General features: G+C 56.5%; 13 protein-coding genes. 3 read left to right on the top strand and 10 right to left on the bottom strand.

Annotation, left to right across the window (positions count from 1 at the left end; genetic code table 11):
* The first annotated feature begins 144 nt into the window (after positions 1–144).
* The gene (mltF, locus tag HUF18_RS18730) at positions 145–1,584 is read left to right on the top strand and encodes a membrane-bound lytic murein transglycosylase MltF (protein ID WP_230330479.1); all 1,440 of its coding nucleotides are present in this window, start codon (positions 145–147) and stop codon (positions 1,582–1,584) included.
* 39 nt (positions 1,585–1,623) lie between these two features.
* Here the strand turns inward: mltF and HUF18_RS18725 are convergent, their stop codons facing one another.
* Together HUF18_RS18725 and tadA are read right to left on the bottom strand one after the other, a co-directional pair.
* Positions 1,624–2,619, bottom strand: a complete 996-nt coding sequence (locus tag HUF18_RS18725) for an alpha/beta fold hydrolase (protein WP_225693392.1) — start codon at positions 2,617–2,619, stop codon at positions 1,624–1,626.
* A 148-nt stretch (positions 2,620–2,767) separates the two neighbouring features.
* Positions 2,768–3,283, bottom strand: a complete 516-nt coding sequence (tadA, locus tag HUF18_RS18720; protein ID WP_225693390.1) for a tRNA adenosine(34) deaminase TadA — start codon at positions 3,281–3,283, stop codon at positions 2,768–2,770.
* A 149-nt stretch (positions 3,284–3,432) separates the two neighbouring features.
* Here tadA and HUF18_RS18715 point away from each other — a divergent pair, with 149 nt between their 5' ends.
* Complete coding sequence (locus HUF18_RS18715; RefSeq protein WP_225693389.1) at positions 3,433–3,828, top strand: acyl-CoA thioesterase; 396 nt, start codon at positions 3,433–3,435, stop codon at positions 3,826–3,828.
* A 44-nt stretch (positions 3,829–3,872) separates the two neighbouring features.
* Here the strand turns inward: HUF18_RS18715 and HUF18_RS18710 are convergent, their stop codons facing one another.
* The 5 genes from HUF18_RS18710 to HUF18_RS18690 all read right to left on the bottom strand — a co-directional run bounded on the left by HUF18_RS18710 (position 3,873) and on the right by HUF18_RS18690 (position 8,169).
* On the bottom strand, positions 3,873–5,708 hold the full coding sequence (locus HUF18_RS18710; protein ID WP_225693387.1) for a monovalent cation:proton antiporter-2 (CPA2) family protein: 1,836 nt from the start codon (positions 5,706–5,708) through the stop codon (positions 3,873–3,875).
* Positions 5,701–6,327, bottom strand: coding sequence for an NAD(P)H-dependent oxidoreductase (locus tag HUF18_RS18705; protein ID WP_225693385.1), 627 nt, complete (start codon positions 6,325–6,327; stop codon positions 5,701–5,703). The genes HUF18_RS18710 and HUF18_RS18705 overlap by 8 nt, the downstream gene beginning before the upstream one ends.
* A 1-nt stretch (position 6,328) precedes the next feature.
* The gene (locus HUF18_RS18700; protein ID WP_225693383.1) at positions 6,329–6,688 is read right to left on the bottom strand and encodes a translation initiation factor Sui1; all 360 of its coding nucleotides are present in this window, start codon (positions 6,686–6,688) and stop codon (positions 6,329–6,331) included.
* 96 nt (positions 6,689–6,784) lie between these two features.
* The gene (locus HUF18_RS18695; protein WP_225693381.1) at positions 6,785–7,483 is read right to left on the bottom strand and encodes a lysoplasmalogenase; all 699 of its coding nucleotides are present in this window, start codon (positions 7,481–7,483) and stop codon (positions 6,785–6,787) included.
* A complete protein-coding gene (locus tag HUF18_RS18690) occupies positions 7,480–8,169 on the bottom strand; it encodes a sterol desaturase family protein (protein WP_225693379.1) in 690 nt (229 codons plus the stop codon). Before HUF18_RS18690 ends, HUF18_RS18695 begins: the two co-directional genes overlap by 4 nt.
* Before the next feature lie 132 nt (positions 8,170–8,301).
* On the opposite strand from HUF18_RS18690, the gene HUF18_RS18685 reads away from it, so the two are divergent.
* Positions 8,302–9,213 carry a LysR substrate-binding domain-containing protein gene (locus tag HUF18_RS18685; protein WP_225693377.1) on the top strand — a complete coding sequence of 304 codons (912 nt, stop codon included), beginning with the start codon at positions 8,302–8,304 and terminating at the stop codon, positions 9,211–9,213.
* A 76-nt stretch (positions 9,214–9,289) separates the two neighbouring features.
* On the opposite strand, the gene HUF18_RS18680 is transcribed toward HUF18_RS18685, so the two are convergent.
* The 3 genes from HUF18_RS18680 to HUF18_RS18670 form a co-directional block, all read right to left on the bottom strand.
* Positions 9,290–10,912: a sensor histidine kinase gene (locus HUF18_RS18680; protein WP_145465955.1), complete on the bottom strand. Its 1,623-nt coding sequence runs from the start codon at positions 10,910–10,912 to the stop codon at positions 9,290–9,292.
* Between the two features lie 61 nt (positions 10,913–10,973).
* On the bottom strand, positions 10,974–11,858 hold the full coding sequence (locus HUF18_RS18675) for a bile acid:sodium symporter family protein (RefSeq protein WP_225693375.1): 885 nt from the start codon (positions 11,856–11,858) through the stop codon (positions 10,974–10,976).
* Between the two features lie 28 nt (positions 11,859–11,886).
* Positions 11,887–12,384 (bottom strand): Lrp/AsnC family transcriptional regulator, encoded by a 498-nt coding sequence (locus HUF18_RS18670; RefSeq protein ID WP_225693373.1) that lies wholly within the window; start codon positions 12,382–12,384, stop codon positions 11,887–11,889.
* Positions 12,385–12,448 lie beyond the last annotated feature (64 nt).

The following is a 12,448-nucleotide window of genomic DNA, read 5'->3' as shown; positions in this document are numbered from 1 at the left end:
GTTAGGTCACTATAACGACACGAAATAGTCATCATTTTGCAAACATAGCCCGCCTTTCGGTTGTTTTTTAAGCGATCAGCACGCTACAATGACCCCAGATTTCAGAAAATGCACCATATTGGTGCGCATTTACGGAAAATTTGCATGCGATCTGGCATAACTCGTCTACTATCAACAACCGCGATGGCGGCCCTGTGCTTAACCGCACTGACCGGCAGCGTGCGTCCGAACAACCTGGAGCAGGTGCGGATGCATGGTGAGATTGTGATGGTAACGCGTAACAGCCCGACCAGCTTTTATGAAGACCGCAGTGGCCCGGCCGGCTACGAATTTGAACTGGCCCGCGCCTTTGCCGACCACCTTGGCGTTACCCTTAACGTTGTAGTGGCCGATAATCTGAATGATATTTTCAGCACCCTAGAGACAGGAAAGGCGGCCTTCGCGGCCGCCGGTCTCACTCATACCGCCGAGCGTGAACGCTGGTTCCGCTTCTCACAGCCTTATATGCAGGTGACCGAACAGGTTATCTACCGCCGTGGCGCCCTGCGCCCGCAGCAGATTAACGACCTGGCCAGTGGTCAGTTAGTGGTCGCTTCCGGTTCAAGTCACGCAGAACGCCTGCGCACTCTGCAGCACAGCCAGATTCCGGAACTCACCTGGAGTGAAACGCCCGATCTGGAAGTCGCCGATATGCTGCAGATGGTGGCCAGCGGCAATATCGATTTTACCGTGGTCGATTCCAACGAATTTGATGTGCTGCAGGCTTATTTCCCCAATCTGGCCATTGCCTTCGATTTAAGCGAACAGCAAAACATTGCCTGGGCTTTCAGCCACAGCCGTGATGACAGCCTGCATCAGGCCGCGAATGAATTTTTCGGCAATAAAGAAAATGCCGCACTGCTGGCCGGTCTTGAAGAACGCTACTACGGCCATCTGGATAAGCTCGACTATGTTGGCGCCAAGCGCTTCCTGCGTCAGACCAGCAATAAACTCGATACCTACAAGCCGCATTTTGAAAAAGCCGGTGCCGATCACGGTTTCGACTGGCGCCTGCTGGCTGCCGTCGGTTATCAGGAAAGCCACTGGAACCCAACCGCCAAGAGCTTTACCGGCGTACGTGGCCTGATGATGCTGACCCGTAACACCGCACGCGAACTGGGTGTAAAAAACCGCCTCGATCCTAAGCAGAGTATTTTTGGCGGCAGCCGCTATCTGGCTAAACTGCGTGAGCGTCTGGGCAGTGATGTGCAGGAGCCAGACCGCACCTGGCTGGCACTGGCTGCTTATAACGTCGGTTTTGGTCACCTGACCGATGCGCGTAAAATTACCGAACAGATGGGCGGTAACCCGAATTTATGGCTGGACGTTAAAGAAGCCCTGCCACTGCTGAGCCAGAAACGCTACTACCGTCACACCCGCCACGGTTTTGCCCGTGGTCAGGAGCCGGTTGATTACGTACAGAATATCCGCCGTTACTACGACGTTCTGGTCTGGAATGAAGAGCAGAGCCCAACCTTCAGCGACGACGAAAATGCTATGCAGTTATCGTCATCACTGATCACCGTTATTCCTCCACTCCTATAGCAATAGTGAGTTTCGCGGATAAGTTTTTATCCGCTTTTTTTATTCCCCGTTCTGAGCCGTCTGCGACGGTTGCAGGAGTTGCTGCTGAGGCGGCAATTCCTGCAGGAATGTGCGCACCACCTGTGCACTGTCATCCGGCACTTCCAGCATCGGCGCATGGCCAACATTGGCAAAAATATGGCTCTGGCTGTGCGCCAGATGTTGCTCAAACACGCCCACCGAACTGACATCCAGCACGCGGTCCTGCTCACCCCAGAGAATCAGTACCGGTTGCTGAATCTGCTGCAGTAAACGCAGGTTATCGTCACTGTGGCGTGCGGCTTCGGCCACCGCATGAATATCGGCAAAGATATCGGTGTTAATCGCATTGCGTGCCATCGCCCGGCGCGCCAGAACATCCGGCGCCGGCCACGGCAGGAACGGCTGCTGCACCATGGCAAAGTTACGCAGCGCATCGTAGTCATCCATGTTTTCGACCACCAGCGGATTGCGCCCGCCATTATCAATAATCTGCTGGAATTCACTCAGATGCGGCGGGTACACACCAGCGGCATCAATCAGCGTAATGGAAGCCACCTGCTGCGGATGCGCAGCGCTGTACAGCAGGGCAATGCCACCGCCCATAGAATTCCCCAGTACATGTACGGGCTGAGTGAGCCTGAGCGCGTCGACAAACTCCGCCAGCCAGCCGGCCTGAGCAGCGAAATCATAGGTCAGCTGCGGGTTATAGGAGCTTTCACCATGGCCGGGTAAATCCGGCGCGATCACCCGGTAATCTTTAAAATGGCGGGCAAAACGCAGCCAGTTATCTTTATCGACGGCAAAGCCATGCAGCATCAGCAGCACCGGCGCATCGGCGGTTTCTGAATCGAGATACACCCAGTGATGACCCGCCACATCCAGCTCATGGCGGTTAAGCGCCGACATCGCGCGCTCGGCTTTCAGGCCGGTTTCAAAGATGGTGTCCTGCATTTTGGCGCAGGCGAGTAATTGCAGTGACAGCAGTGCCAGAAGCACTGAACGTAAAACAGGCATAAACGTATTCCCGGTAAGCGTTTTAATTGTTCTTTTTGTTTCTTATTGTTGTTTCTTATTATTGGTACGGGTCGTCGTGAGTAGGAATGGTTGGTCGTTTTTTTATTATTTTTGTTCTTACTTTTTATTATTTTTTTTGCCCAGACGATCAGTCTGCCGCCGGAGGCACCGCCTGCTTCAGACGCTTTTTCGCTTCGCGGCGCATGGCAAAGAAGGATGACATCATAGCGGAGCATTGCTCGGCAAGCACCCCACCCTCAATTTCCATCACATGATTATAAAAAGGCTGTGCCGGTAACTGCAGCGCGCTTTCAACAGCACCGGCTTTCGGTTCGGTCGCGCCATAAACCAGCCGTGCAATGCGGCTGTGAATTAATAAACCGGTACACATGGTACAGGGCTCCACGGTGACATACAGCGTGGCCCCCGGCAGACGGTAATTACCGATATTTCTGGCGGCATCACGCACGGCAACCATCTCAGCATGAGCACTCGGATCAAGGCTGGTAATGGGCTGATTAAACCCACGCCCTATCACCTCGCCATCCAGCACCACCACTGCACCCACCGGCACTTCACTGGCATCGTAGGCGCGCTGCGCTTCGGCCAGCGCCAGCTGCATGCCCTGCTCGTCGTTAACAATCTGTATGGCTGAATCTGGCAAAGTGGCCTCATATTATCTGACTGAAATCGTGAATGGATGGCTCAGGGCGCCGGGCATCTTGTACTCTTTGCCATTTTATACTCTTTGCCAGTACCGCTGACAGACTCAGCAGGTACAATCAGTGACCTACTAATAACAGGAATAATATTATGTGGACGCACCACCTGAGCCCGCGCTTTGTTGAAACCGATGCCCTGGGTCATATCAACAACACCGTTTTACCGGTCTGGTTTGAAGATGCCCGCACGCCGCTGTTCCGTCTGTTTACTCCGGATCTGGATATCAACAACTGGCATCTGATCATCGCCAAAATCGAAGTCGAATTTGTCGGTGAACTGTTTTACGGCAAAGATGTGGAGATCCGCACTTACCTCACCAAGCTGGGCAACAGCTCGATGGTGATTGCCCACGAAGCCTGGCAGGAAGGCCGTATGGGTGCCCGCGGCTCGGCGGTTATGGTGCATTTTGATCACGACGCCAAGCAGTCGGTGACGATTCCGGAGCCTATCCGTGCCCAGCTGAGCGAGCACTTACGGGCGCTGTAAGCGCCTGTTTTATCACGTCATTCAGATACAGCCTGAAATACAGGCTAGTCCCTATCCCAGGCCTGATCGCCACTTTCGGCATCGACCTTCTGGTCGTTTTTCAGCACCTGTTCCAGATCGACTGCATGCTGGCGCGCGCGGTTAATAAAGGCCGATTCGTCGTCCAGCACTTCACCCAGCGAGCGTACATTCAGCTCGTCATGATGACGGAACAGTTCCGCCGCACGCTGCGCCTGATAAGCGCGGAAGCCAAGTGAACGCAGTGCTTCGCGTCCCAGCGCCAGCGCTGAGTTAAAGGTTTCACGCTCCACATGATCAGCCCCGGCACGCAGCAGTTCCGCCGCCTGACGACGACCTCGGGCACGGGCAATAATGCGCAGCTGCGGATAATGGCGGCGCACCACTTCGACGATCTGCAGGCAGCGCTCGTGATCGTCGATGGCGACGACCAGCAGCTCGGCGTCGGCCAGTCCGGCGGCTTCGAGCAGATCGAGGCGCGCGGCATCACCGTAAAATACCTTATGGCCAAAACGGCGCACGGTATCGACCTGAGTCGCGTCGTGCTCCAGAACCGTAATGGCAAAGCCGTTCATACGCAGCAGACGGCCAACAATCTGGCCGAAACGACCAAAGCCGACAACGATAGCCCGCGCTTCTTCCGATTCGATCTGATCGTGCGGACGCTTGCTGTTATTGCCCGACAGCCGCGGCAGAATCAGGCGCTCGTTAAGGATAATCAGCAGCGGTGTCGCCGCCATGCTCAGCGCGACAACCAGCACCAGCGGCTCAATCATCGTCGCTGGCAGAATCTGGTTATTACCGGCAAAGGTGAAGAGTACAAAGGCAAACTCACCGCCCTGAGCTAGGGCAAAGGTAAAGATACCGTTGCTCTGCGCCGACAGACCAAACAGCCGCGCCAGCACAATCAGCACCAGCATTTTGATGATGATCAGCCCCAGCACCAGTTCCAGCACCAGCCAGGGTTTGGCCGCCAGCAAGGCGAAGTCGATGCTGGCACCAACGGAAATAAAGAACAGCGCCAGCAACAGACCTTTGAAGGGCTCAATCTCCGCTTCCAGCTCGTGGCGGTATTCACTGTTGGCCAATACCACGCCGGCAACGAAGGTGCCCAGTGCCGGTGACAGGCCGACCAGCTCCATCAGCAGCGCAATACCGACCACCAGCGCCAGGGCGGTGGCAGTAAAGGTTTCGCGCATACGGGTGTTGGCAATAATGCGGAACAGATGGCGGCTGACCCAGCGGCCAACAATCACAATAGAGGCCACCACCGCCAGTACCAGCAGGGTTTTCTGCCAGCCGGACAAACCGGTGTGCGAAGCCGCAGCCACCAGCGAGCTGTCCATTGCCAGCAGCGGCAGAATGGCCAGCATCGGAATCACGGCAATATCCTGAAACAGCAGCACGGCAAAGGCCGATTGCCCGGCTTCGGTTTTCAGCAGTGATTTTTCATTCAGGGTCTGCAGCACGATGGCGGTCGACGACATCGCCAGAATCATGCCCACCGCCAGACTCTGCTGCCAGGGAAAGCCCAGCTGCACACCGACCAGCAGAATCAGTACACTGGTGACCACCACCTGCAGGCCGCCGAGCCCTAAAATAGGCACGCGCATACGCCACAACAGCGACGGGTCGAGTTCGAGGCCGACCAGAAACAGCATCATTACCACGCCGAATTCGGCAAAGGCCATCACGCCTTCAACGTCGTTACCGATCAAGCCCAGCGCAAAGGGGCCGATTACCGCACCGGCACAGAGATAACCCAGTACCGAGCCCAGCCCGAGACGCTTGGCCACGGGCACCGCCACCACTGCCGACAGCAGAAAAACAAAAGCCTGCTGCATTAAGCCACTGTCATGCATCGGCGTTCTCCTGTGACGGGCGGTTGCTGAGGTCGCGCAGATGCTGCAACAGCGCCGCGCGGTATTCTTCGGCGCGTTCCTGCAGATAAGGTTTGGTCAGCTTACGGATGCGGTACACCGCAAACGGCTCCAGATAACGCATATCGCACAGTGCGGCACTCTGCTCAAAGGGCAGCAGATAGTCGCTCAGCGGACGGCGGCTGATGCCTTCTTCGCGGAAGGAGTTCACCGGCCCACCGGCGGTAACCGCCAGCCAAAGCGCCTTACCCGCCAGCGCCTGGGATTGCTGTTCCTGCTGCACGTTCTGGCCATAGGCAAAGCCAAAGTCGAACACCCGGTCCTGCCATTCTTTCAGTAAGGCCGGGGCGCTGTACCAGTACAGCGGAAACTGAAAAATAATCAGGTCGTGGGACAGCAGCAGCTCCTGCTCGCGCGCCACGTCGATATGAAAATCGGGATACTCTTCATACAGGTCATGCACGGTGACCTGCTCCAGCCCCTGCACGGCCGCCAGTAATTCGCGGTTGCCGTAGGAATGCTGATGCTGGGGATGGGCGTAAACGATCAGCGCACGCGGTGCTGCGGAGTCTGTCTGAGCGCCAGCAGAAGTGGCCTGCATCTCAGCCACCTGCTTTTTTAACGGTGAAACCGCGCTTACTCAGCTCACTGACCAGCAGATCACGCTGATCACCCTGAATCTCAATCAGACCGTCTTTTAACGCACCGCCGACGCCGCATTTCTGCTTCAGTTCTTTCGCCAGCGTCTTCAGCTCGGCGCCTGCCAGAGGCACACCGCTGACAATGGTCACCACTTTGCCGCCACGGCCTTTGCTCTCGCGGCTGACGCGCACAATACCGTCTCCGGCGGGTACTTCTGGTTCGCCGCAACGGCACTGATCCTGGGGTTCGCGACACTCAGGACAGGCACGGCCAAACTCGGTTGAATACACCAGACCACCGGAAGAAGATTTTTTTGCCATGGGAACACTCACACTGCTATGCGACAGAACTGGCCAATAATGACCGTAAAGAAGCGGCAAACTAAACCATCCACAGCCCTGACGCAATCACGGATTTCAGCTCGCCGGAGCGGATTCCGCCGTGCCTTTCTGGTGAGCGTTTACTGCCTTCAGCAAAGGTGAATCCGCCGCCAGCAACAGGCCATACCCCAGCAGTAACTGAGCGCTGATATAGATGCTGACGATCACCGGTGTGGAGTGCTCAAACGGCAGCCAGAAGCGGTTTACGCCGATCAGACTGTCAGCCAGCATAAAGAGCACACCGCCGCCGGCAATCCAGCGGTTGCCACTGCGTAACGCCAGCACCGCCATGCCCCATAAACACAGCACATAGATCAGCACCGGCCACCACAGCGCGCCGGTATTGGGGTAAAACTGACACAGCAGAAAGGCCGCAAACAGCGCCGGCAAGCCGGCCCTCAGCGCATCCCCACGGCGGCTCTGCCGCAGTGGCCACAGCAGCGCGATATAACTCAGCTGCGCCAGTAAAAACGCCGCCAGCGCCTGCTTTAAATACAGGCTGCGGTCGAAGTCGAGAAACACATCCCCGGCGGCTGAGGTCAGCATCGCCAGCGCGTACAACCATGCTGCCCGTAAACTGATTTCAGCGTTCCTGTACTGCAGCCAGGCAACAACCGCCAGCAGCAATACCGGGCTGGCTTTCAGGGCATAGCTGAGCGGGTACGGATGCAGCGGCCACAGCAGGATATAGAGCGCGCCGAGAATCACGGCCAGGCCAAACAGTGTGTGTTTCATCGGTTTTTCTCCCCGGATGTCGCCCGAGTGCCCGGTGCGCGCCAGTACAGTGTGCCCAGTAACCAGTCAAATAACGGCAGGGTGATATTGAAATTGCACTGCGCCATACGCTCGCGTTCATGATGCAACTGATGCAGATGCCGCAAGCGCCACCAGATCGGCGTGCGCTCAACAAAACTGCCTGCCGGCAGGTGGTAACTGAAGTGCATCACCTCATAAAACAGATAACCACACAGCGCCGCAGCGGCATAAATCCAGCCGGCGTTATCCGACCACAGCCATTGCAGCAGCAAGGTACCGGGAATAATCAGAAATACTAAAAACACATAAATCAGCCAGGCCGGAAACAGCACCACACGCCAGTCGCGCACGCTTTCAAAGGGCATCGCCGATTCAATAAAAAAACTGTGGTGGTCGCCGGTATGGCGCGAATAAAACAGCCGGCCAATACGGGTTTTACGGTGCCCGAGCCAGCGATGGGTGGCGTATTCGCCGAAATTCACCAGCACCATGGTCAGCGGCAATACCAGCCATTCGGTAACACTGCCCTGCGCCACCTGACTGAAGCTGTACAGGATCACCCCCAGCCCGGTTGCCGCGACCACCAGCGCGTGCAGGCCACCGGAATAAAAGCGCGCAATGGAGGCACGGTAACGGGCGCGGAAGGCCAGATGATCAAAGGCCATAAGCATCTCCTGTCGTTATTACAGTTGTTATTATTTTTAAGTTGTCTCCACTCTATCGCCGGCGGCTAAATAAAGGCCAATCAATAATTAAAAAATGTATTATCACCATTATGAATAATGCGTGAGAAAGCCATGAGCCTGCGTTCCCTCGATCTGAACCTGCTGCCGCTGTTTGCCGCCTTAATGGAAGAACAGCACCTGACCCGTGCCGCCACACGTCTGCATCTCAGTCAGCCGGCGGTCAGTAACGCCCTGAAACGTCTGCGCCTGCAGCTGGGTGATGATCTGTTTGTGCGCACCGCCAGCGGCCTGAAACCGACCCCGCGGGCACTGCAGCTGTACGCCAAAGTCCGTGACGGGCTGGAACTGATTGAACAGGGCTGGGCCGATCAGCAAAGCTTCGATGCCGCCACCAGCCGCCGCCATTTCCGTCTGTGTGCCAATGGCGCAGTGGAATATCTGGCTGCGCCCTGGCTGATGCAGCAGCTGCGCCAGCGCGCGCCGGGTGTCGCCCTGCAGATAGAAACCGACCAAAGCCCGGATATTGTGCAGCGTCTGCAGGATGGCCGCCTCGACCTGGCCATCGATTATGTCGACCAGCCGCAACCGGGGCTGTGCCATGCTCCGCTGCTGCAGGAATCGTTGGTGGTGATTGCCGCGCGTAACCATCCGCAGTTCCGCTCCGATCTCAGCTACGACGAGTTTATCCGCCTGCAACATGTCAGCCTGTCGCCACGTAACCGTCAGGGCACACCGATTGAGCAGTTGCTGGGACATAAAGATCTGCCACGCCAGGTGCAGCTCTGGGTCAGCAGTTTTGTATCGATTCCGCCGGTGGTCGCCAGTACCGACCTGATTGCCGTGGTACCGCAACAGCTGGTCAGCCACAGTCTCTGGCAGCAGTTATTGCAGACCGCCCCCCTGCCCTTTGCCTGCCCACCGGTTGAACTGCAGCTGATCTGGCATCAGAGCCGTGAGCGCGATCAGGCACACCGCTGGTTACGGGAATTATTGAAGGAATTGGTGAATCTGACGGGAGCATAAAGCCCCGCAAAGAAAGAACGGGAGGATATTCAGAGCCTGCTCAGTGCCTGTTAACAGGCACTGGCGACAGGCTCTGTCAGCTGCGTGGAAAACGCAGGGTAACCACGGTGCCTTTACCCGGAGAGCTGTCGATCAGCAGCTCACCGCCATGATTGACCATCACGTTGTACGCCACGGTCAGGCCAAGGCCGGTACCCTGACCGATTTCCTTGCGGGTAAAGAATGGATTAACGGCACAGCTCAGGTCTTCTTCGCTCATACCGGTGCCGGAATCTTTGACCATGACCGCTACCCAGTCATCCTGCAGATCGCCGGCAATTTCGATGGTGCCACCATCGGGCATCGCATCGGCGGCGTTGTGCAGAATATTGTTAAACACCAGCCGCACCTGTTCCGGAATGCACGACACCTGCGGCAATTGCTGCAAATAGCTGTAAACCCGTAAATCGTTACGCGCACTGATGTTCTGCTCGGCCAGCGCCTGCTGCATCAGCTCATCCAGTGCGGTGATTTCTTTATGCTGATGCTCGGTATCGGCAAAGGTACGCAGCTCACTGACAATATTACGTACGCGCTCCAGACTCTGCTTGGAGGTACGCACCAGATCCGGGGCGTCGTCGCGCACAAAATCCAGATCAATGGCGGTACGCATCTGCACCAGTGCCTGTGTCAGGGCTTTATCGGCAATACCATGTTCGGCGGCCTGATACTGATCGGCCAGGCCAATCAGCTCGGTCAGATACTCACTCAGCGTGGCGATATTGGAATACACCACCGCGATGGGATTGTTGATTTCATGGGCCATACCCGCCGCCAGATGACCCAGCGACGCCATACGCTGCGCCTGCAGTAACAGATCCTGCGTGCGCTGTAATTCGTTCAGGCTGCTCTGCAGCTGGCTGTTGCTGTCATGCAATGCCTGAGTACGGGCTTTTACCTTTTCTTCAAGTTGTTCATTCAGCTGACGGATACGGTTTTCGGCCTGCTGGCGCTGGCTGATTTCGCCTTCCATTGCGCGTAAAACATCGTTCATTTTGTGCGCCAGATCGTCCAGTTCACTGTTGCGCAGCGAGCCTTCCACCACCAGCGGTGCGGTTATTGGCTGGCGCGGGTCAATGGCCATCAGGCGTTCCATCAGACGTTTCAGCGGGCTGGTCAGACGCGCACGGAACACCAGAATCAGCACCACCGCCAGCGTGATATTGCGCAGCACATCCAGCAATAACGTAATACCGGCGCGGCGTTCAAAGCCCTGGCGGGTCAGCCGCTCATCCGACCATACTGTCAGGTGGCCAATCACCCGTGGATTTTTGGAATAGATCGCCGGTTCCAGCAGTTCGACATCGTGGGCACGGTAATAAAAGGAATTAGCGGTATCGCTCAGCTCGCGCTTGCTCAGACCGGCACGTTTCTCGAAGCCGGTCTCGTTTTCCACAATCACACTGGCCACCACCGCCGGGTTCATCAGCAGACTGTCGAGAATACTCTGCATCGAACTGCCATCGTAGTTATAGAGTGTCAGCGCCGCCGGGCCACTCTGTCGCTCCAGCAGTTGCGCAGTAAGCTCATGATAACGGCGACTCTCGGCGGTATAGTCAAAACCAATCTGCGCGGCACTGAACAGCACCCCCAGAAAAATACTGAAGCTCAGCACATAAAAGGTCAGCTTACTTTCTATCGATGACAGACGACTGGTCAAAGTTGGCCCCTGTTGGTTGGCAACGCAGCGGTCCGGCTGCGATGGAGATAGGCTCTGATCATTATAGCGAAGATCCTCCTGCCGGCATGACAACACTGGCCGGTTGACGCAAAACCCGGCGGCCAATCAGCAGCAGTGCCGGTATATTCATCAGGATGCCATAAAACAACGCCACCAGCGCCAGGTCCGGCCGCTGCAGGATGGTCGCGCTGATCAGCATGGCGGTACCGGCATTCTGGATACCCACTTCAATCATCAACGTCAGCGTATGCCGCTCGCTCAGGCGCAGCAAACGACTGATCAAAGCGGTCGCCGCCATCGCCAGCACACACAGCCCCAGACACACCAGTGTCGCCTGCGACCATAATTGCGGCAGGCGCTCGCTGTTGGCCACAGCCATGGCGATCACCAGAATAATAAACAGCAACAATGACAAACGGTTAAACCAGGGTAACGCCCGTAATACCGGCTGCGGATAACGCGCTGCCAGCACCATTCCCAGCAACAGCGGTACTACCGTCACCAGTAATAAAGGCATTAATGTCGGCAGCCAGGGCAGATACAGTTCAAGCTGATCGAGGCTCAGCCAGTGCAGCTGGGTATTCACCCACAACGGTAACGTCAAAGGTGCCAGCAAGGTAATAAGAGCCGTCAGGGTGACCGACAGCGACGCATCGCCACCACTTAAATGGCTGATAATATTTGAGGTGGCACCACCGGGACAGGCCGCCAGAATAATCAGGCCGATGGCCAGCGTGGCTGGCAGAGAAAGCATCATAACCAGCATCAGCGCCAGCGCCGGTAACAATAATAATTGCAGCGCCAGACCAAGCAGAATCAGCTTCGGCTCACGCGCCACTGCGATAAAGTGCATCGGGCGCAGGCTCAGCCCCATCACCAGCATCATCATGGCCAGAGCCAGTGGTAAAGCAACCTGGGTTAACACATCGTCTCCTTACAGAAAAATCATCCCATCAGCGCGTTGCTAATGGCAGCGCCGTGCGGTCGATGACTTTACGCATTACAAAGCTGGAATGCACTCCGCTGACGCCCTCAATACGGGTCAGGGTGCCAAGCAGAAACTGCTGGTAGGCATTCATATCACGCACGATCACTTTTAATACATAGTCGGCCGACTGGCCGGTAATCAGGTAGCACTCCAGTACTTCCGGACAGGCCGCGACCTGCGATTCGAAGTTATCAAAACGCTCCGGCGTATGGCGATCCATGCTGATCGAAATCAGCGCCAGCAGATCCAGCCCCAGACGCCGGGCATCCAGATGGGCACGGTAGCCCTGAATCATACCGCTTTCTTCCAGCGCTTTTACCCGGCGCGAGCACGGCGAGGGCGACAGGCCGACTTTATCGGCCAGCTCCAGATTGCTGAGACTGCCATCCTGCTGCAGTAATTCGAGAATGCGCTGGTCAATACGATCCAGCCGGGCCATACCATCGGGCATATCTGAGTTCATAAAACGACCTTCTGTTGAGCTGATACAAGTCGTTGCCGGTCAGGGCAATCCGTGCCACGAACAG

The sequence above is a fragment of the Thalassolituus sp. ST750PaO-4 genome (assembly GCF_020320405.1).
In the GTDB taxonomy this organism is placed as follows: Bacteria; Pseudomonadota; Gammaproteobacteria; order Pseudomonadales; family Oceanobacteraceae; genus Venatoribacter; species Venatoribacter alkanivorans.
Note: the sequence above shows the minus strand (reverse complement) of the source record. Positions and strands in the feature narration are given on the sequence as shown.